13 protein-coding genes and 1 pseudogene are annotated in these 20,121 nt (G+C 75.5%); 4 read left to right on the top strand and 10 right to left on the bottom strand.

Annotated features, from left to right (window positions below; translation table 11 throughout):
- Positions 1-202 precede the first annotated feature (202 nt).
- On the top strand, positions 203-346 hold the full coding sequence (locus ACIBBF_RS21880; RefSeq protein WP_397417551.1) for a hypothetical protein: 144 nt from the start codon (positions 203-205) through the stop codon (positions 344-346).
- A gap of 11 nt (positions 347-357) precedes the next feature.
- Here ACIBBF_RS21880 and ACIBBF_RS21885 read toward each other — a convergent pair whose 3' ends face one another.
- Together ACIBBF_RS21885 and ACIBBF_RS21890 are read right to left on the bottom strand one after the other, a co-directional pair.
- A complete protein-coding gene (locus ACIBBF_RS21885) occupies positions 358-1,101 on the bottom strand; it encodes a zinc ribbon domain-containing protein (RefSeq protein ID WP_397417553.1) in 744 nt (247 codons plus the stop codon).
- Positions 1,102-1,193: 92 nt separating this feature from the next.
- Positions 1,194-2,108: a Nif3-like dinuclear metal center hexameric protein gene (locus ACIBBF_RS21890; protein WP_397417556.1), complete on the bottom strand. Its 915-nt coding sequence runs from the start codon at positions 2,106-2,108 to the stop codon at positions 1,194-1,196.
- A 106-nt stretch (positions 2,109-2,214) separates the two neighbouring features.
- Between ACIBBF_RS21890 and ACIBBF_RS21895 the strand changes: the two are divergent.
- Positions 2,215-2,658: pseudogene (locus ACIBBF_RS21895) on the top strand (S-ribosylhomocysteine lyase); the annotation flags it as partial.
- Between the two features lie 173 nt (positions 2,659-2,831).
- Positions 2,832-3,554 (top strand): 5'-methylthioadenosine/S-adenosylhomocysteine nucleosidase, encoded by a 723-nt coding sequence (mtnN, locus tag ACIBBF_RS21900; RefSeq protein WP_397417559.1) that lies wholly within the window; start codon positions 2,832-2,834, stop codon positions 3,552-3,554.
- Here mtnN and ACIBBF_RS21905 read toward each other — a convergent pair.
- Positions 3,523-4,506, bottom strand: a complete 984-nt coding sequence (locus ACIBBF_RS21905) for a LysR family transcriptional regulator (protein WP_397417561.1) — start codon at positions 4,504-4,506, stop codon at positions 3,523-3,525. The two genes, mtnN and ACIBBF_RS21905, sit on opposite strands and share 32 nt — an antisense overlap.
- Before the next feature lie 115 nt (positions 4,507-4,621).
- On the opposite strand from ACIBBF_RS21905, the gene ACIBBF_RS21910 reads away from it, so the two are divergent.
- Entirely contained in the window at positions 4,622-5,917 is a 1,296-nt protein-coding gene (locus ACIBBF_RS21910) for an aspartate aminotransferase family protein (RefSeq protein WP_397417564.1), read from the top strand.
- 7 nt (positions 5,918-5,924) lie between these two features.
- Here ACIBBF_RS21910 and ACIBBF_RS21915 read toward each other — a convergent pair whose 3' ends face one another.
- The 7 genes from ACIBBF_RS21915 to aspS all read right to left on the bottom strand — a co-directional run bounded on the left by ACIBBF_RS21915 (position 5,925) and on the right by aspS (position 20,046).
- On the bottom strand, positions 5,925-7,814 hold the full coding sequence (locus ACIBBF_RS21915) for a bifunctional 3'-5' exonuclease/DNA polymerase (RefSeq protein ID WP_397417565.1): 1,890 nt from the start codon (positions 7,812-7,814) through the stop codon (positions 5,925-5,927).
- 50 nt (positions 7,815-7,864) lie between these two features.
- A complete protein-coding gene (locus tag ACIBBF_RS21920; RefSeq protein WP_397417567.1) occupies positions 7,865-9,700 on the bottom strand; it encodes a hypothetical protein in 1,836 nt (611 codons plus the stop codon).
- Positions 9,697-10,890 (bottom strand): VWA domain-containing protein, encoded by a 1,194-nt coding sequence (locus tag ACIBBF_RS21925; RefSeq protein ID WP_397417570.1) that lies wholly within the window; start codon positions 10,888-10,890, stop codon positions 9,697-9,699. The genes ACIBBF_RS21920 and ACIBBF_RS21925 overlap by 4 nt, the downstream gene beginning before the upstream one ends.
- Positions 10,887-13,499 carry a DUF5682 family protein gene (locus tag ACIBBF_RS21930; protein ID WP_397417572.1) on the bottom strand — a complete coding sequence of 871 codons (2,613 nt, stop codon included), beginning with the start codon at positions 13,497-13,499 and terminating at the stop codon, positions 10,887-10,889. The genes ACIBBF_RS21925 and ACIBBF_RS21930 overlap by 4 nt, the downstream gene beginning before the upstream one ends.
- The gene (locus ACIBBF_RS21935) at positions 13,496-14,644 is read right to left on the bottom strand and encodes an AAA family ATPase (RefSeq protein ID WP_397417574.1); all 1,149 of its coding nucleotides are present in this window, start codon (positions 14,642-14,644) and stop codon (positions 13,496-13,498) included. The genes ACIBBF_RS21930 and ACIBBF_RS21935 overlap by 4 nt, the downstream gene beginning before the upstream one ends.
- Positions 14,645-14,767: 123 nt before the next feature.
- Entirely contained in the window at positions 14,768-18,580 is a 3,813-nt protein-coding gene (locus ACIBBF_RS21940; RefSeq protein ID WP_397417576.1) for a DUF4132 domain-containing protein, read from the bottom strand.
- 143 nt (positions 18,581-18,723) lie between these two features.
- On the bottom strand, positions 18,724-20,046 hold the full coding sequence (aspS, locus tag ACIBBF_RS21945; protein WP_397417578.1) for an aspartate--tRNA(Asn) ligase: 1,323 nt from the start codon (positions 20,044-20,046) through the stop codon (positions 18,724-18,726).
- Positions 20,047-20,121 lie beyond the last annotated feature (75 nt).

Here is a 20,121-nt window from a genome sequence, read left to right on the forward strand (position 1 = left end):
CCCGACGACGACGACATCCGAGGAGATAACGCTCACGCCCCCACGCTAACCCGTCGAGTGCCGGGGGGGGGGGGGGGGGGGGGGGGGGGGGGGGGGGGGGGCCCCCCCCCCCCCCCGGGGCCCCCCGCGGGGGGGGGGGGGCGGCCCCCCCGACCGGGCCCGCACCGACGCCGTCATCGCCCGCTTCAACCAGTTCAACTACGTGGGCGCGCTGCTCGGCTCGGTGCTCACCGGCTTCGTCGGCGCCGACAACCTGCGGCTCGGGTTCGCCCTGCCCGCCGTCCTCGTGCTCGCCCTGATCCCGCTCGCACCCGCGTTCGCCCGGGGGTCGCTCGGGCGGCGGTGAGGCCGGGCAGTTCAGCCGACCGTGGACGCGACCCGCACCAGGATGCGGCCGCACTCCTCGCAACGCACCACGGCGTCCGGCGCCGCGCTCTTGATCGCCGCGACGTCGCCCGGCGGGAGGTCGATGCGGCAGCCCTCGCAGCGGTTGCCGTTGAGCACCGCCGCGCCCGTGCCGCCGAGCTGGGCGCGCAGCTTCTCGTACAGGGCGACCAGACCGGCGTCCAGGCCCTCGGCCGCCTGCGTCCGCTCGGCCGCGAGCGCCGCCGCCTGCGCGTCGATCTCGGCCCAGGCGGCGTCGCGCTCGGCCTCGACGGCGGTCTTGTCGGCGACCAGGGCGTCGTTGGCGGCCTCGACCTTGGCGAGGGCGTCCTCGTGCGCCTCCAGGCGTTCCATGACGTCGAGCTCGACCTCTTCCAGCGCGGCCTGGCGGGTGGCGAGCGAGGAGAGCTCGTCGGTGAGCGCCACGGCGTCCTTGGCGCTGACGCTGCCGGAGTCGAGGCGCTGCTGGTCGCGGGCGGCGCGGTTGCGGACCTGCTCGACGTCGCTCTCCGCCTTGGTCAGCTCGCGCTTGAGGTCGGCCACCCGGGTGCGGGACTCGACGAGCGAGGTGCGCAGGTCGGCGATCTGACCGTCGAGCTCGCTCAGCCGGGTGAGCGCGGGCAGGTTCTTGCGCTGGTGGGCGAGCTGCTGGGCACGGGTGTCGAGCGCCTGGACGTCGAGCAGCCTGCGCTGGTCCTCGGCTGGTGCGGTAGCCACGGAGGCGTCCTCTCGGGTCGGATCGGGTCGGGGGTGGTCCAACGCTACCCCGCGCCCGACGGCGTGGAGCACCGGTCCGTACCCACCCCGGGTCAGCGGGAGGGGACTCGGCCGGTCCAGGGGTCGGTCACGAGCTCACTGACCCGCGTCTCGACCGCGAGCCCGTCGGCCCCGAGCGCCGCCGTGAGGTCGTCGGCGGCGTAGCGCAGCCAGGGCCACTCGCTGGCGTAGTGGGCGGTGTCGACGAGGAACGGGGTGCCGGACGGTCCGGCGCCGCCCGCGGCCCGGGCCTCGAACTCGGCGCGCTCGCGCAGCTCGGAGGCGGGGTGGTGGCGCAGGTCGGAGGTGACGTAGACGTCGGCGGCGGCCGCGCGGACGGCGTCGAAGTAGCCGTCGCCGGACCCGCCGAGGACGGCGGCCGTGGTGACGTGGGCGTCGGGGTCGCCGGCGTAGCGGATGCCCTGGGCGGTGGCGGGGAGCGCGGCGGCGACACGGCGGGCGAAGTCGGCGAGGGTCGTCGGTTCCGCGAGCCGTCCGACGCGGCCGATGCCGCGGCTGTCCGTGTCGGGGCCGGCGGCGCTCACCTCGAGGGGGCGTCGGTCGGTGATGCCCACGAGGTCGGCGAGGGCGTCGGCCACGCCCCGCGGGGCGGCGTCGGCGTTGGTGTGCGCCACGTGGAGGGCGCAGCCGCCGGTGAGGAGCCGGTGGACCACGGTGCCCTTGAAGGTGGTCGCGGCCACGGAGCTGGTGCCGCGCAGGAACAGGGGGTGGTGGGTGACGAGCAGGTCGGCGCCCCAGCCGAGGGCCTGGTCGACGACGGCGGCCACCGGGTCGACCGCGAACAGCACCCTGCGGACGGTCGCGGCGGGGTCGCCGGCCACGAGCCCGACGGCGTCCCATCCCTCCGCCGTCGAGGGCGGGTAGAGCCCGTCGAGGGCGCCGACCACCTGCCCCAGCGTGGGTGCCCGTGGGTCGGTGGCGGGTGCGGTGGCGTCGGTGCTGCTCACGCGTGGCAGCGTAGTACGCGGTCTCCCGGGGCGGGCCGCGAGGACATAGGCTCGTCCTGTGACCGAGCAAGCATCCTCCGCGGCGTCCGCCTCGTCGGCGCCCCGCATGAACGTCGAGTCGTTCAACCTGGACCACCGTGCCGTCGCCGCCCCGTACGTGCGGCTCGCGGACCGCAAGCAGCTTCCCGCGGGCGACGTGATCGTCAAGTACGACGTGCGGTTCACCCAGCCCAACGTGGCGCACCTGGAGATGCCGACCGTGCACTCCCTGGAGCACCTGTTCGCGGAGCACTCGCGCAACCACTCGGACGCCGTGCTGGACTTCTCGCCGATGGGCTGCCAGACGGGTTTCTACCTCATGCTCCAGGGCGAGCCCGCGTACGAGGACGTGCTCGACCTGGTCGAGGCGACCCTGCGTGACGTCGTGCGTGCCACCGAGGTGCCCGCGGCCAACGAGGTGCAGTGCGGCTGGGGCGCGAACCACACGCTGGCCGGCGCGCAGGAGGCGGCGTCGGTGTTCCTCTCGGCACGGGGCGTGTGGTCGCAGGTGTTCGGCGACGGTGCGCCGGGCGAGGCGTCGGCCGCGGACATGGCGGCCCGGGACGCCGCGGCGCGTGCGGCGGCGGCGCAGGACGCGGCGACGCGGGACGGTGCGGCACGCGAGACGGCGCCGGGCGAGACGGCGCCGGGCGAGGACGCGGCGAGCGGTGGGGCGACGGGCCGGTGAGCTCCGGCACGCCCGTCGCCGTCGTGGTCGTGGCGATGGACGACGAGGCCGCGCCGTTCCTCGATCTCGCCTCCGAGGCGGCCGAGCCCGAGCTCGTGGGACGCGCGCAGCACCGGCGCCTCACGCTCGCCGGCCGCCCGGTGGTGCTCGTGCGGAGCGGGATCGGCTTCGTCAACGCCACCGCCGCCGGGGCGGGGGCGATCTTCCGGTACGGCGCCGACGTCCCGCTGATCAGTGCGGGCAGCGCGGGCGGGCTCGCGAAGGACGTCGCGGTCGGTGACGTCGTGCTCGGCACCCGCCTCGTGAACGCCGACGCCGACGCGCGCGCCTTCGGCTACGTGCTGGGCCAGGTCCCGGGCATGCCCGAGGCGTACGACGCCGCCCCCGCGCTCGCCGACGCCGTGCGCCGGGCGGCGGGCGCGGGCGCGGGGTCCGCGACGCCGGTGCTGCGGGAGGGCACCATCGCCTCCGGCGAGAAGTTCGTCACCGCCGACCTGGCGGCGCAGCTGCGTGCCGACTTCCCCGACGTGCTCGCGGTCGACATGGAGTCGGCGGCGCTGGCCCAGCTCTGCCACGGTTTCGGTACCGGCTTCGTGTCGGTGCGGGCGGTCTCCGACCTGTGCGCGCCGGACGGCACCGAGTTCCTGACCCACGTGGACGACGCGGCACTGCGGTCCGCGCGCCTGGTCACGGCAGCTCTCGGGGTGCTGGCGGGCTGACGGCGCCGGCGGCCCCGGGCACCGGTGGGTGCTGAGGGCCGCCCGGCGCGTCGGCGTCGGACTCACGGGCCGCCGCCTGGAGCTGGGCGACCGCACGGGCGACGAGCGCGGCCCGCCGCCGGTCCCGCCGGGCGTGCACGACGATGCGCCGTGCGACCGACGGCCGGACCACCGGTCGCGTGACCACGCCGTCGTGCGGGCCGGGGACGGCGAGCCGGGGCAGCACGGTGACCCCGACGCCTGCCGCGACCAGCCGTACCGCCGCCCGGTGGTCGTCGAGACGGGCCGCGTACCGTGGGGTGAAGCCGGCCGTGGCGCACGCCGCGAGGACGATCTGACCGATCGGGCTGTCGTAGATGTCGTAGTCGATCCACGGCTGGTCCGCGAGGTCGCCGAGCGCCACCTCGGGCGCGTCCGCGAGCCGGTGCCCGACGGGGAGCACGGCGAGGAACCCCTCGACGGTGAGCGCGTGCCGCTCGTACCCGTCCAGCCGCACCTGGGGCCCGGTCACCGGCTCGGTCCGGACGTCGAGGTCGGGCAGCCGGCGTCCGCGGCCGTCGACGGGCTCGTTCAGGCTGATCTCGACGGTGAGGTTCGGCTGCAGGCCGCGGACGGCGCCCACCACCCCGGGCATCCACCGCTCGGCCGCCGAGGCGAAGCACGCGACCGCCAGGTGCTCGCCCTGGCCGCCGCGCAGGTCTGCCACCACGCGTTCGAGACGGCCGAAATCGGCCAGGAGCGCCTGCGCCTGGTCGGCCAGGTGCCGGGCGGCGTCGGTGGCGACGATGCCCCGGCCCTGCTTCTCGAACAGCACCAGCCCGGTCTCCCGGGCCAGGGCCGACAGGTGCTGGCTGATCGTGGCCGGCGCGTAGCTGAGGTTGCGTGCCGCCTGGTGCACGGAGCCGGCCGCCAGGACGGCCCGCAGGATCTCGAGGCGTCGGGGGTTGAGCATGCCGCCGACCTTACGCAACCGTTCGCCATCGACGATCGGTCAGCCGTTCTTGTGTGCTTGTGCTGATTCTTTCGGGTGGCCGACGATGGCATCCGGCACGCGAGAGAGGACCACGATGGACACGACCTTCCTGGACGAGGCCGACCGCCTCCTGATCCGCTACGGCCCCACCTTCAGCCCCCGCCTGATCGAGCGTGCGGCGGGCTCGTACGTCTACGACCACGAGGGCGCCGCGATCCTCGACTTCACCTCGGGGCAGATGAGCTCGATCCTCGGGCACGCGCACCCGGACATCGTGTCCACGGTCTCCTCGGCGATCGGCTCGCTGGACCACCTGTTCAGCGGCATGCTGAGCAGGCCCGTGCTGGAGCTGGCGGCCCGGCTCGACGCCACGCTGCCCCCCACGCTGAACAGGACCATGCTGCTCAGCACCGGGGCCGAGTCCAACGAAGCAGCGCTCCGGATGGCCAAGCTGTTCACGGGCCGCCACGAGATCGTCTCGTTCGACCGGTCGTGGCACGGCATGACCCACGGCGCCGCGTCCGCGACGTTCTCCGCCGGGCGGCGCGGCTACGGCCCGCCCGCGCCCGGCAACCTGGCGCTGCCGTCGCCCAACGCCTACCGGTCGCCGTTCCGGGCCGCGGACGGGTCGTACGACTGGGAGGCCGAGCTCGCCTACGGGTTCGCGCTGGTGGACCAGCAGTCCGCCGGGAGCCTCGCCGCCTGCCTGGTCGAGCCGATCCTGTCGTCCGGCGGCATCATCGACCTGCCGCCCGGCTACCTGCGGCGGCTGAAGGAGATGTGCACGGAGCGCGGGATGCTGCTGATCCTCGACGAGGCCCAGACCGGCCTCGGCCGCACCGGGACCATGTACGCGTTCGAGCGCGACGGCGTCGCGCCGGACATCCTGACGCTCTCCAAGACCCTCGGCGCGGGACTGCCCGTGGCCGCCGTGGTCACCGGCGACGAGATCGAACGGGTCTGCCACGACCGGGGCTTCCTCTTCTACACGACGCACGTCTCCGACCCGCTGGCGGCCGCCGTGGGGCTGACCGTGCTCGACGTCATCGAGCGGGACGGGCTCGTCGCGCGCGCGGCACGGCTGGGCGCGCAGCTCACCGAACGGCTGGTGGCGCTGCGCGACCGGTACGAGGTGGTCGGCGACGTGCGCGGACGCGGCCTGCTGCAGGGCATCGAGCTCGTCGCGGACAAGCGGAGCAAGGTGCCCGCCGACGCGCTGGGCAACGCCGTCACCTCGGCGTGCCTGGACCGCGGGCTGCACATGAACATCGTGCAGCTTCCGGGGATGGGCGGGATCTTCCGGATCGCACCGCCGCTCACGATCGGCGAGGACGACCTGCACCGGGGCGTGGACATCCTGGAGGAGTCGCTCAAGGCGTCCCTCGGCTGAGCGACACTCAGCCCTTCGCGTCCGCGTAGCTCTCGGTCACCGCGACGCTGAGCGGGAAGTCCACCGGGAAGTCCCCGAACAGGAGCCGCCCCGCCTCGTCGGCCGCCGCCCGGACCTCCTGCGCCACGACCTGGGCGACCGCGGCCGGGGCGTGCACCACCACCTCGTCGTGCAGGAAGAACACCAGGTGCGGCCGGCAGTCGAAGGGGGCAGGAGCCAGCCCGGCGGGGCCCTCCGCGCTCTCCCCCAGCGCCCAGAGCCGACGCCGGATCGACGCGATCCAGCACAGCGCCCACTCCGCGGCGGTGCCCTGCACCACGAAGTTCCGGGTGAACCGGCCCCAGGACCGGGTCTGGCTGCGGGCACGGGACTGGGCGTCGGCCCCGGCGTCCTCGTCGAACGCCGAACCCTGGACGGCGGCCCACGAGTCCCCGGGCCGCGGTGAGCTGCGGCCCAGCCTCGTGGTGACCACCTCGCCGCGCTCCCCGGCCCGGGCCGCGCGCTCGACCAGGTCGATGGCCTGCGGGAACGCGCGGGCCAGCCGGGGCAGCACCTGGGCGCTGACGCCGGTGGTGCCGCCGTACATCGCGCCGAGCATGCCGACCTTCGCGTGCTCGCGGGTGTCGACGGCGCCTGCCGCGACGATGCCCGCGTACATGTCGGTGTTCGCGCCGTCCTTGCTGCGCCCGGCGGCGGCCATCCGTTCGTCGCGGGCCAGGGCGGCCAGCACGCGTGGTTCGAGCTGGGCGGCGTCGGCCACGACGAAGGTCCACCCCGGGTCGGCGACCACGGCGCGCCGCACGCTGTGCGGGAGCTGCAGGGCGCCGCCCCCGGTGCTCGCCCAGCGGCCCGTGACGACGCCGCCCACCACGTACTCCATGCGGAACCGGCCCTCGGGCGCCCAGGTGTCGAGCCAGTTCCAGCCGTTCGCGGTGTAGAGGCGGTACAGGCCCTTGTACTCCAGCAGCGGGGCGATGACCGGGTGGTCCAGCTTCTCCAGCTCCCACTTGCGCAGGCTGCGCGCGCCCACGCCCGCGTACTCCATGGCACGCAGCAGGTCGGGGTGGGAGTCGGGGTTGAGCGTGGGCGGGGCGTCCAGCGCGGCCCGGATCTGGTGGGCCAGCGCCTCCAGCCTGGCCGGACGGGCACCCGGGCGGGGCCGCGGGCCGAGCGCGTCGGTCAGGATCTGGTCGTGGACGTCCCCGCGCCACGGCAGGCCCGCGTGGTGCATCTCGGCGGCGGCGAGCGCCCCGGCGGACTCGGCGGCGAGCAGGAGCCGGAGCCGGCCGGGGTCGGTGCTGTCCTTGATCGCGAGCAGCTGGGCGGACAGCTCGGCGACCGGGTCGAGCGGGTCGGCGGCCGCACCGCCCGGACCTGCGCCGTCGCGCCCGGTGCCCTGCCCGGTGTCCCGCCCGGTGGACGCCGGCCGTGGTCCGGCCCCTGCTGCGGCGCGGCCACGCACGGTGGTCTCGCGTCCGCCGCGGGGTGCGCTGATCTCGCCCAGGTCGAACAGCGGCTCGGAACCGGGGTGCCGTTCGGGGCGGGTCAGCGCCGCCGCCGTCGGCCCGCCCGGGGGCGGGACCGGGGCGAGGCGGTCCCAGGCCGTCGGCCCCGCCTCGGCGAGCGCGGTACGCGCTGACAGGGCCGAGGTGCGCAGCACCGCGTGGGCGAGCCGGAGGTCGTGCGCGCGGTCGACGCGGACGCCGTCGGCCAGCACGGCCGGGTACCAGCCGTTCGTGTCGTCCCAGGTCCAGCGGACGTGCGCCGCCTCGCCGGCCGACGCCTCCCGTGCGAGCCCCGCCGCCTCCACGACGCGCGCCTCGCCCTCGAGCGTGCCGGTGTCGGACACCGGCCGCAGGCCGATGCCAGAGCCGTCCCGCCAGACCACCGTGTGCACGGGCCCAGTCTGCCGTGCGCCACTGACACTCCGCCCTCGGGCCCCGGTCCTCAGCCCGCCACGTCGGCCACCGCCCGGGCCCTGCCCACCACGAAGGCGGCGTGCAGCACCGCCTCGGGGGTCAGGCGGTCACGAAGCAGCCGTCCCGCGGTCGCCTCCAGCGTCCCGAGCCCCAGGTCCCGCGCGAGGGCGCGCGCCTGCTCGACGTCAGACCGCTGCCGCGCGGTCAGCGCCGGCCGGCCGGTCGCCGCTGCCGCCACCAGGACGTCGCCCAGCAGGAGCGACACCCGCCGGACCGGCGAGGGCGGCGGAGCCGGTGCGCGGACCGCCCGCGCGGCGGACGCCTGGGCCCGCAGCCTGCGCATGCGGCGGCGCCAGAAGTCCCAGTAGCTGCGCTCCAGCGACCATGCCGGGGTGACCGTGGGGCTGACCAGCCTGATCGAGCTCTGGTCCCGCACGAACAGGCCCACCGGCTCGTCCCGCTCCTCGCGGCGCTCGATCGTGACGGCGACCAGCCGTGACCGGACCGAGAGCAGCGTCTGGACCGCCTGCTCGTCCGCCACCGGCAGGCGCAGCAGGTGGGGCCCGCCGTCCGACGCGACGACCGACAGCGTCGTCTCCTGCCGCACCTCGTCGATCCCGACCTCGCCGACGTCCCGGACGAGGACCAGCCGCACGCCCGCCGGACGGCGGCCGAACCCGACGACGTCCCGCGGGCGCACCCCGGCACCCGTGCGCTCCGCGATCGTGCGGAGCTCGTCCAGGTCGAACCCGTCACCGTCGAGCCGGCGGAGCACCGGGTTCCCGCCCGCGCCCAGGGCGCCGTCCGGCCGGGTGCGCACCGCGGCGAGGGAGAACGCGCCCTCGCACAGGGTGCTCAGGGAGCGCCCCCACAGCAGCGGGTTGGTCCAGCTGCGCTGGAACCGGGGGTCCGTGCCCGCGGGGCGGCCGGTGACGACCTGCCGCACCCGGCCGGTCGCGGTCGCATCCCAGCCCAGGTAGGCCAGGCCCCGCGACCCGCTCTGCGACGTCCACCACCGCACGCCGAGGGGCACCCAGCGCGCGACGTCCGTCTCGTCGTCGGTACTCCCCTTGCCCGCGGTCGCCCCGGCGTCCGCGGACGCCGCCGTGCCGGTGCCCTGCCCGCGCGCCGGACCACCGTCCCCGTCGAGCGCGCGCTGGAGCACCTCGCACATCGCCCAGGTCTCGGCGAGCGCGTCCAGCAGATCGTGCTCGGTCACGGCGTCGTCGCGGCCGGCCAGGCCCGCGACCAGGCCGCCGACCGACCGCAGCAGACCGTCGAACCGCACCGTGCCGACCCGGTCGAACCCGGCAAGACGCACTCGCCCGGCCAGCGCAGCCAGCGACTCGGCGTCGCCCGGGCCGAGGTGAGAGAGCCCGCCGGACACGAGCCGCCCGACCACGTCGCGCACCTCCGCGAGCGCCTCCCGCCGCCGGCGCAGCACGGCCTCGGACGGTGCGCGCACGGCGGGCACCGACTGTGCGACCACCGTTGCGCCGGGTGCGGTGCCGGGCGCCGGACCCGCACCCGGCGCAACGTCCGGCGGCCGGACGTCCGGCTGCCCGACGTCCGGCGCCACCCCCGCCGCCCACAGGCAGGCGGTCAGCACGTGCTGGCACACGCCCGCCGTCGGGCAGTCGCAGGCGACGGCCGCCGGGCCGCGCTCGTCCACGCGGACGGTCGCCCCCGACACGGCGAGGACGGCGCCCTTCGGGTCGTGCGACACCTCGGTCACGCCGCCGAGATCCTTGCGGGCGCGTCGCAGCAGGCCCGCGTTGCCGAGCGCCTTGAGGGCGTCGTCGTCCAGGCCCGCGTACGCGGCGGCCCAGGGGCAGGTGGGCCGGCCGGTCGTGGCACCGGTCACGAGAGCACCTCCCCCAGCCACTCGGCGAACCGTTCCGGGGTGAGTGCGGCGACCTCCATGCCGCACTCGGCCAGGAGTCGGGCGGTGCCCTGGTCGTAGACGGGTTCCGCCGCCTCGTCCAGGGCGGCGAGCCCGAGCATGGTCACGCCCGAGGCCGCCATCCGCCGCACCGTCGCCAGGAGGTTCGACACCGACCCGCCCTCGTAGAAGTCGCTGACGAGCGCCACCACGGTCCGTGACGGGTTGCGCACCTGCTGCTCCGCGTGCCGCACGGCTCGCGCGATGTCCGTGCCCCCGCCGAGCTGCGCCGTCATCAGCACGGCGACCGGGTCGTCGGCCACGTGGGACATGTCCACCACGGAGGTGTCGAACAGGTAGAGCTGCACGTTCACGCCGGGCAGGCCGGAGAGGATCCCGGCGCACACCGCGGAGTACAGCAGCGACGACGCCATCGAGCCCGACTGGTCCACGAGCAGGACGACGTCCCAAGTCAGGGTGCGCTTGGCCCGGGCGGAGAAGCGGACGTCCTGCACCGTCATGCGTCCGGCGGCGTCGACGCGGCCCAGGTTGGCGCGGAGGGTGCGCTTCCAGTCGAAGTTCCGCGCGACGCGGTGCATCGAGCGGCGTGACCGGTCGATCCGGCCGTTGACGGCGGTCGCGAACCGGGGACGCAGGCGACGCACGATGTCCTCCACGACCCGCTCGATCACCCGGCGCAGGCCCGCCGCGGCACGCTCGTTCAGGGCGCCGCGCACCTGCAGCATCGCGACGGCGAGCTCCCGCGAGGGTTCCAGGGACTCGATGGCGGTGTCGTCCTGGAGCAGCTCGATGAGGCCGTACCGGCTCACGGCGTCGACCTGCATGCGTTCGAAGGTCTCGCGGGGGAACAGGCGCCCGGCCTCGTCGAGCCAGCCGAGCGCCGTCACGTCCACGCCGTGCGGCTGCGACCCGCCGAGTCCCGCGCCCCGGTCGGGGCGTGCCTCGCCGTCGCCGCCCCGGCCGGTGCGGTGGCCGCGGGCCGTGTACTCACGGTCGTACAGGTAGCGCAGGGACCGTTCGAGCCCCTCGTCCTGCTGCCCGACCGACAGCTCGTCGGCCGCGTACCGGCCCAGGACCAGCCGCCAGCGACGGGCGGCCTCGTCGTCCGGGACCGCGGTGGACGCACCCGTACCCGGGTCGATCACGCTCATGCCTCTCCTCCCGCCACCCAGTGGGCGAGTCCGTCTCGTTCGAGCACCGCGGCGAGCTCCCGGTCCAGTGCCAGGCCCGCGGCCAGGTCCTGCTCCGCGAGCGCCACCCGCACGTCCACCTGCTCCACGCGCGTGCCCGTCCGTTCGGCGACGCGGCGCGCGAGCCGGTGCGTCTCGGTGGGCCGCAACCAGGTGAAAGCACGCCGCAGGTCCGGCAGGACGGCCAGGAACGCGTCCCGGTCCAGGGCGCGCAGTGCCTCGTCGACGGCGTCGAACATCTCGGGCGCGTGCAGGATCAGGTCCGGGGCGGCGCGCATCACCCCGCCGAGGAACCGCACCGCGGTGCCCGGGTCCGCGCCGGCGGTCAGTGCGCCGCGGACGCGGGTGACCAGCACGTCCTCGGGCACCGCGCCGTCGGTGAAGCCCAGCGCGAGCAGAGCGCCCGCCACGCCCGGGGCGGTACCGTCGCCGTCGCGCAGGCGCTCCAGCTCCCGGGCGACGGCGACCCGGGCGGCGGCGTCGACCCGCTCGCCGCCGGTCTCGCCGTCGGCCGCCGCCGCGTCCCGCAGCAGGGACCGCAGGCCGATCAGGGTGCCGATCGCCGCGTCCTCGTCCTCGGCGCGGACCTTGCCCAGGTCGCCGACGAGGTAGGCGGCCGTGGCGAGCGCCTGGCCCACCAGGTCCAGCAGCTCGGCCGCGTGCTCCTGCGCTCCGAGCTCGACCCGCGCCTGCCAGAGGCCGAGCAGGCGCCGCGCCCCGGCGACGACGGAGTCGACGTCGCGGTCGGTGTCCAGCGTGGTGCGCAGCAGCGAGACGATCCGGGGCAGGTGGGCGCCCAGCCCGATCACGAGCGTCTGGGCCACGAGCCGGGCGACGCCGTCGACGGAGGCGCCCGCACCGGGCCCCGCACCGGCCAGGCGGGCCTCCGCCTCGTGCAGCCGGGCCAGCGCGACGGCGTCGAGCGTGGCGCCGAGGTGCACCATCTCGACCAGCCGCGCCTCGACCAGCGGCGTCCAGCAGTACTGCCACTCCTCGGTGATCTGGCCCAGGCCGCGGCCGGCCACGTGGTCCGGGCCGGACACGAGCTGCCCGAAGCCCGCGCCAACGAAGTCGAGCAGGGCCAGCACCTGCCGCCGGGCGCGGTGCGACGCCGTGCGCCGGGCGTCGAGACGGGCCGTGCGGGGCACGGAGTCGTCGACCACGAGCCGCACCGCCCGGACCCGGTCCCGGGCGTCGCGGACCAGCGGCGGCGACGCGCTGCCGGGCGGCAGGTCGCCCAGGGCCCGGCCGCCGAAGACCTCGGCGACGGCGAGCCCCAGCGGCCGCTCGGGCTCCCCCGGGCCGCCGATGCCGCCGTCGTCCTGCACGTAGCACGACCGCACGGCGTCCAGCAGGTCGGTGCGGCCCGGGAAGGCTCGTTCGCGCAGGTCCGCCAGGCGGGTCGCGGCCTGGGCCGCCGCGCTGACCTGCGGCAGGCTCACCGCGTGGCCACGAGCGGCCGCACCGCGGGCGACGTCGACGAGGACCTCCGTGGCGAGCGCGTCCGGGCCGGCAGGGCCGGCCTCCGGCGTGGCGTCGAACCCCAGCTCTCGGAGGTGCGCGGCGTGCAACCGCTCGTAGTAGCCCGGGGACGGCATGCCCGCCCCGTACCCCCGCAGCCCGTCCAGTCGTTCGTGGTCGTAGCGCACCAGCCACGCCTCGCCCGGCGTCGGCGGCCCGAACCCGCCCTCGGGCTGCCGGGCGCGGACCGCCTCACCCTCCGGCGCGCCCGACAGCGCCTCGACCAGGGCGAGCGTGTGGAACGCACCGGTCACCAGGAGCACGGGCCCGGCGTGCCGGTCGGCTGCCTCCGCGACCCGCGCGGCCATGCGCGCCTCACGGTCCAGCGAGCCGTCGGCGGCCAGCACGCTCTCCTCGTAGTCGAGGCGGGCCAGCGCGGCCCACGCGAACACGTCGTCGAACATGCCGCGCCAGTCGGCCAGGTGCGTGCTCGGCCGGGTCTCGAACAGGTGGTCCCAGACCTCGTCGTGGTCCCGGCACCCGAGCCGCCGCGCGAGGGCGGCGACCGCCTCCGAGTGCGCGAGGTAACGCTCGGACATCAGGGTGCGCGCGAACGGGTCCTCCTGCCCGGCGGCGGGTTCGCCGCCCGCCACGGCGCGCTCGGCAGCCGACCGCTCCCCGAAGGACCGGTCGACGAAGGCCAGCTCGGCGCCGACGGCGTGCCCGGCGCGCAGCGCCACCCACTCCGGGGAGAAGGACGCCAGCGGGTAGAAGCCGGCGCCCTCCCCTCCGGTGCCGCCGTCCGACGCCGGGCCGGGCTCGCCCAGGCTCAGCACCGCGACGGGCGGGCGGGTGGCCTCGTGCAGCAGGTCGGGCACCAGCCGGGTGAACTCCTCCGGTCCCTCGATGAGCACCGCCGCCGGTCGCAGCTCCTCGATCGCGGCCCGCACCGCCACCGCGCACGCGGGGCTGTGGTGCCGCACCGGGGCGAGGTAGACGTCCCGCTCGCTGCGGAGCCGCCCGACGGCGTCCGCGGCCGACCGCAGGCGGTCCGGAGCGAGGTCCCGGACGGCGGCGCTGCGCCGGGCCGCGGCGGCCGCGCCCGTCACCGCCACAGCGGCTCTGCCGCGGCGAAGAAGGCCTTCCAGCGTGCGTCGTGCCGGGCCCGCTCACGGACGACGTTGTCGACGTAGTGCCGCAGCCGACGTGCGTCCTCCTCCTCGCCCTTGAGCGCCACCCCGGCGATCTGCCGGGCGACCTCGGCCGCCGTCACGGTGCCGTCGCCCAGGTACCGCGCCTCCAGGGACGCGGCGACGGCCACGTTGACCGCCTCGGCCGTGGACATGACAGTCTCGGGGCGCTTGACGGGTGCGCCCTCGCGGGTGCTGCCCGTGCGCAGGTCCTGGAACACGGTGACCAGCACCTCCAGCACCTCGCGCGACACCTCGGGGCGCTCACCGCGCGGGCCGAGCTCCGTCTCGAGCTGGCGTCGCACGAGCTCGATCTCGAAGTCCCGGTCCCGCACCGGGGCCACGGTCTCGAAGCTGAACCGGCGCTTGAGCGCGGCGGACATCTCGTGCACGCCGCGGTCCTTGAGGTTCGCCGTCGCGATCACCGTGAACCCGGGCCGGGCCGCGACCCGCGCGTCGGGCCCGAGCTCGGGCACCATGAGCTGCTTCTCGGACAGGATCGACACGAGGGTGTCCTGGATCTCCGGGGCACACCGGGTGATCTCCTCGAAGCGCACCACACGCCCCTCACGCATGCCCGTGCAGACCGGCGACGGCACGAGCGACCGCTCGCTCGGCCCCTCGGACACCAGGAGCGCGTAGTTCCACGAGTAGCGCACGTGGTCCTCCGTGGTGCCCGCCGTGCCCTGCACGGTCAGGGTCGACGACCCCGACACGGCCGCCGACAGCAGCTCGGACAGCATCGACTTCGCCGTACCCGGCTCCCCCACGAGCATCAGCCCCTGCCGCCCCATCAGGGACACGACGGCGCGGTCCACCAGCGGGTCGTCGCCGTAGAACTTGCGGCTCACGCCCAGCTCCTCGGAGCCCACCACGAACGCCCGCACCGCACGGGGGCTGAGCCGCCAGCCCGGCGGACGCTCGTGCCCGCGCTCGGTGTCCCAGGCGTCGAGCGTCGCGAGCTCGGCGGCGTGGCGGACCTCGGCGGGCGGGCGGATCTCGGCGTCGGGACCGGTGCTCGTGCCGGCGGCGGTGCCCGCCGGCGTGGTGGTGTCCGTAGTCATGGCGTCCTTCGGTGATCGCGTGCGGTTCGACCGCGACGGCCCTGGTCAGGGCCGTCGCGGCCGGCGTGCGATCAAGGTAGCGGGAGCCACTGACACGTCGGCGCGCTCGGGCTCCGGACGAGGTCAGTACTCGCTCTTCTTCTCCCAGTCCGGGTCGAACGCCCCGCCCTCCGCCACGGACACGTAGTCCCGGTAGGAGACCGCGAGCAGCACCTTCGGCACGTCCTGCACCGCGATCCGGCCGTGGTCGTTCCAGGTCCCGGTGCGCCGGAACACGAGGTGCTGCACGGCCGCCGTGATGTTCTCCTCCGGCAGGAACGCACCGGTGAACTCGATCTCCACGGTGAGCCCGAGCGACGGGTACTCCTTGCGGTAGGCCGAGAACCATCCGGCGTCCTCCGCCTGCGAGCGCGTGTACCCGAGCTTGGTGGCGCGGCCGCGGATCGTGAACGAGTCGCTCAGCCAGCCGTTGTGCGTGTCGATCACGGTGGCCGTGCCCGGCAGGTCGGGCAGGGCCGCTCCCGCCTGCTGGTCACCCAGCCCCTGGTCGAACAACGGCGTGACCTCGTAGTCGGCGAGGTGCGCGCGCCAGGCCGGTGTCCCGCGGTCGGGGTCCTCGCCCAGCGTGACCGCGTGCACCACGAACACCCGTGCGTCGTCCGGCAGCGTGACGTCCTCGTCGTCGACGCCGATCAGAGCGCCGCCGTCGCCGGGCCGGAACGTGACCGCCGTGGCCGCACCGGGCACCTCGGCCGCCCACACGAGCCGCGCCGCGAGCCGCGCCATCAGCGGGTGCCCGAGCACGAACTCGCTCCAGTCGGCGAACGTCCACGTGCGCCCGGTGACCATGGCCTCGGCGAACCGCTGGGTCTGCAGCGCGACGACCGCCTTCAGCTCGGCACGCGACTCCTTGAGCTGCCGCTTCGCGTCGGCGTACGCCTCCTCGTCGTCGGACGCGCGCCTGGCCGGCAGGGACTTGACCACCGTGCCGGACGGGTTGCGCAGCTCGAGCGTGAAGGCCTCGGTGATGCGCCCCGTGACCACCCGCTCGCCCGCGGGCCCGCCGAGGTCGAGCCGCAGGATGCCGTCGTCGTCGAACCCCGCCGTCTGGACCGTGCGGTCGGCGAGCTGGTCGGCGTCCCAGCCGTTGCGGTCGGCGATGTCCTGCGCCAGCGCGGTCGCCGTCTCCTGGACCGTGCGCTGCTTGAACCGGCGCGAGACGGCGAGGAGCTGCTGCACCGCTGCTCGGTCGCCGTTGGCGGCGAGCGCCCGCACCAGGTACTCGGCCTGGGCGCGGCGACCCTTGTGCGCGGAGAAGTAGTGCTGGGCGGTCGACGCGAGCTCGGCACCGGGCATGCCGACGGTCAGGGCGAGCAGGCCCTTCTCCTGCGTGGCCGACCCGAGGTAGGTGGCCTGGTGGTCGCGGTACAGGCCCTTCCACACGTCCTCGACGGTCTTGCCGGCCTCGCCCGCGTAGTACTCGGGGTAGCGCTTGATCATGGACTGGAGGTTGTTCCAGTTGGCCTGCGCGAAGTGGTCGGCGTGGGCGCGCGAGCTCTCGATGTCGGGGCCGCGGGTGTCCTGCGCCACCCAGGCGCGCAGCACGAACGACCCGAGCGCCGCCCGCGAGGCCGGGTCCAGGAGGCCGACGTACCGGGCGATCAGGCCCTCGCCGCTGGGCGACTTGAGCTTCGTGGCCAGGACGAGCCACCAGCGGACCACGTCCCGCGGGACGACGCCGCCCGGCTCGCCGTCGGCGCCGGCGGCCCAGCGGACGTCCGGCACCTGCTCGAACGGGAACCAGCCGAGGGCGGCCGGCACCTTGGCCCGGAGCCCCTTGGCCGCCTCGGCCTGCAGGATCTCCGGCGCGAGGTCGGCCGCGAGGTCATCGCCGAGCGACTCCAGGGCGGACAGCAGCGCCGCGCGCACCGCCTCGCGCCGCTCGTTGCCGAGCGCGGCGCGCAGGGCCGGCACGGCGGCCGGGTCGCCGATGCGGCCGAGCCACGCCGCGGCCGAGGCCCGCACCTCTCCCTTGGTGTCCGCGAGCGCGTGCTCGGCCAGCGGGCGCGCGCCGGCGTGCGCCTCGAGCACCTGCTGGGCGGCGAGCCGGTGGGTCTTGCCGGACCCGAGGGCGAGCGCGGTCAGGCCTGGTAGCAGCATCGGCGGCACGGCCGGGAACTCGCGCAGCACGTCGAGCGCCTTGGCGATGCGCTCGCCGCCGATCTCACCGGACTGCAGGATGCGGTCCAGCAGCTCCGGCCGCTCCGCGAACCACGGCCAGGACACCGAGACCGGGATCTCCTCCTGCCCCCACCACCGGTGCAGCACGAGCTCGGTGATGAGCTCCTCGGGCTCCTGCACCTGCACGCGCACCAGGGCCTCGTGGAGCTGGCGCAGGTCGGTGAGCTCGTCGAGATTCCCGCGCAGGCTCCACAGCAGGTTGTTCCGGTTGCCCCGGCCCGCGTGCACCAGCGCCTGCAGGCGGATGTGCACCATGAGGCCCTGCCCGGCGAACGGGTCGCGACGGCGTTCGGTGAGCCACTGGACGAGCGCGGAGGCCTGGTAGCGGCCGAGCTTCTTGACCGGCTCCCGACCGGACAGCGCGCCCGGCAGCGCGTCGAGGTCCTTGTCCGTGATCTTCTGCAGCCGGTCGAGGTTGTTCTGGGCGGACCGCAGGGCCCATTCCTTCGAGTTCGCCGGGAACCGCTTCGTCATCTCGGCGAGGTTGTCGCGGGCCTCGACCGTCGCCTTCTCGATGTCGGCGCGGAGCTGGGCCAGCCAGGCGTCGTCGAGCAGGACGTCGGGCAGCGGCTGCCACTCCGGCAGCTCCAGCGCGACCTCCTGGGCGGGCGCCTCCAGCGCCCGGGAGCGCTCGACGGTCTGCTCCAGCAGCCGCATGCGCGCACCCTGCCCGCCCGCGACCTTGCCGTTCTCGTCGCGCAGCGGGGCGAGGGCCGCCGCGCACGCGTCGAGGCCGCCCTCCAGCGCCGCAAGGCGGGTCACGGTCTCGGGAAGGCGGCCCGACGGCGCCGTGGCCAGGTACGGCGCGAGCAGCGCCACCTGCCGGTCGTCGGGAAGGCTCGCCAGGTGCTTGAGGGCCGCGACCCGGACCCCCTTGGCGGAGTCGACGGCGAGGCCCGCGACGATCCGCGCGAACTCGTCACCCGGAGCCTCCTGGGCCGAGAGGCGCGTGCCGATACGGCCGAGCACCTCCTCCTTGCCGGCCGCGGTCAGTGTCGGGACGACGTCGGCCAGGAGCGGGGCGTGCTCGCCGACGTACTCGCCGAAGGCGGCGGACTTCATGATCCCCTCGCGGGCGTCGGAGTACCAGGAACGCCCCTTCGCGGACCGGTGCACGATCGCGACGAGCACGGTGCGCGCGACGTCGTCGGCCGGGACGCCGCCCTCGGCCGCCGCCTCCTCGAACGTGGCGGGCGTCCAGCGGGTGCGCGTGGGCTGGTCGCCCGTGCCGGGCCGGTTGCGCCCCGGCGTACCGATGTGACCGATGTCGTGCACCAGGAGCGAGAGCCACTCGGGGACGCCCGGGATCTCGACCGTCTCGCAGGCCTGCGCCAGCAGGCGGGCGAGCCGGACGACCTGCTCCATGGAGCCGGTCACGTAGATGCGCCGGCGCGCGTTGACGCCCTTGTCCGTGGTCCAGCCCTTGTGCCGGGCGGCGACCTTCTTGACGAGGTCGGGCGAGACCCAGCTCGACCAGTAGGTGGTGCGGCCCGGCTGGTCCAGCAGCCGGTCGACGTCGTCCGTGGCGGCGGACGCCACGCTCGTCAGGACCTCCGGCGTGGTGCCCTGCAGCACGTAACCCACCGCGTCCTCGTACAGACCGTCGCTGACCAGCGACAACGGGGCCAGCGCCTCCGCTGCGCCCCGCGCCGTCTCGTCGCCGCCCAGCACCCGGTCCATCAGCTCCTGCAGCATCTCGCCCCATCACGTCGTCGTCGGCCCCGGAGCAGAGCTCGCCCCTGGATCGTGCCGCCTCCGGCAGCACGCGCCACAAGGTACTGGTGGCCTCTGACACGCCCGTGCGCCCGGCCGAGGACCGGGCGCACGGGCACTGACCGCTAGGGCGTCAACCGGTGCAGGTCCCGCGGGAACGGCGTCACCTCGCGCACGTTGGCGGCCCCGGCCAGCCGCGCCACCCAGCGCTCCAGCCCGATGGCGAACCCACCGTGCGGCGGCATCCCGTGCCGGAACGCCGCCAGGTACGACGCGTACGCGGCCGGGTCCTCGCCCCGGGCCGCGAGGGCCGCCACGTAGTCGGCGTACCGGTGCAGCCGTTGGCCGCCGGTCACGAGCTCCAGGCCGCGGAACAGCAGGTCGAAGCTGTTGCTCCACCGCTCGTCACCGGGCTGCGGGTGGGTGTAGAAGGGCCGCTTCGCCATCGGGTAGCCCTCGATCGCGACGAAGTCGGACCCGTGCTCCGCCAGCGCCCACCGACCCAGCGCGCGTTCGTGCTCCGGCGCCAGGTCGGGCTCGTCGGCGGGCGCGCCGACCAGCCGCAGGGCGTCGGCGAAGTGGAGCACCGGGAACGCGTCCGGGACGCGCGGCACCTCGACGCCCAGCCGGTCGGCGGCCCCCGACGCGCGGACGGCGTCCGACATCCCGGCCAGGACGTCGCGCAGCACCGCCAGCACGTCCCGGTGGTCGCGCACGAACCCGAGCTCGACGTCCAGGGAGCGGTACTCCGCCAGGTGCCGCACCGTGTCGTGCGGCTCGGCCCGGAACACCGGGCCCACCTCGTAGACCCGCTCGAAGACGCCGACCATCTGCTGCTTGTAGAACTGCGGGGACTGCGCCAGGCAGGCGGGCCGCCCGAAGTAGTCGACCTCGAACACGTTCGCGCCCGACTCGGTGGCGGTGCCCACGAGCTTGGGCGTGCACACCTCGGTGAACCCCGCGGCGTCGAGGGTCGCGCGGAACCCGTGCAGGCTCGCGGCGGCGACCTCCCAGCGCGCCTTCTGCGCGGGGTGCCGCCAGGCGACGGCAGCGTGGTCGAGCAGCGTGGGCAGCGCCGCCGTCAGCGCAGGCCGCCACAGCTCGACGGGCGGCGTCTCCGCCGCGTCGGTGAGGGCCACGATCTCCGGTTCCGTGACCTCCACGCCGCCGGGGGCCTGCGGGTTGGCGGTCACGGTGCCGGTCACCTCGACCGTGGTCTCCTCGGGCGGCACGTCCGGTGCGTCCTGCCCGGCGCCGGTGCGCACCACCACCTGGGCGAGACCGGTACGGTCCCGCAGCACCAGGAACGTCACGGTCGCGAGCTCCCGGCGCCGGTGGACCCAGCCCTGCAGGCGCACGCGTGCACCGGCAGAGGCGGCCGGCAGGTCACGGGCCAGGACACGTCCGGGTTCGGGGGTGCCGGTCGGCGACGCGGTCAGGGACGGCAAGGGTGGTCTCATCATTCCTCCAGAAGGCGCAGGCCCTGGAGGAGCGGGCGGGGGCTAGGTCGCGGTGCCACCACT

This window comes from Promicromonospora sp. NPDC050880 (assembly GCF_044456525.1).
GTDB lineage: Bacteria > Actinomycetota > Actinomycetes > Actinomycetales > Cellulomonadaceae > Promicromonospora.

What these genes read in the sequence shown, in the direction of transcription:
- ACIBBF_RS21905 (WP_397417561.1), bottom strand. Translation starts at nt 4,506, where the DNA reads ATGCTCAACCCCCGACGCCTCGAGATCCTGCGGGCCGTCCTGGCGGCC.
- ACIBBF_RS21935 (WP_397417574.1), bottom strand. Translation starts at nt 14,644, where the DNA reads ATGACTACGGACACCACCACGCCGGCGGGCACCGCCGCCGGCACGAGC.
- ACIBBF_RS21940 (WP_397417576.1), bottom strand. Translation starts at nt 18,580, where the DNA reads ATGCTGCAGGAGCTGATGGACCGGGTGCTGGGCGGCGACGAGACGGCG.
- ACIBBF_RS21925 (WP_397417570.1), bottom strand. Translation starts at nt 10,890, where the DNA reads ATGAGCGTGATCGACCCGGGTACGGGTGCGTCCACCGCGGTCCCGGAC.
- ACIBBF_RS21910 (WP_397417564.1), top strand. Translation starts at nt 4,622, where the DNA reads ATGGACACGACCTTCCTGGACGAGGCCGACCGCCTCCTGATCCGCTAC.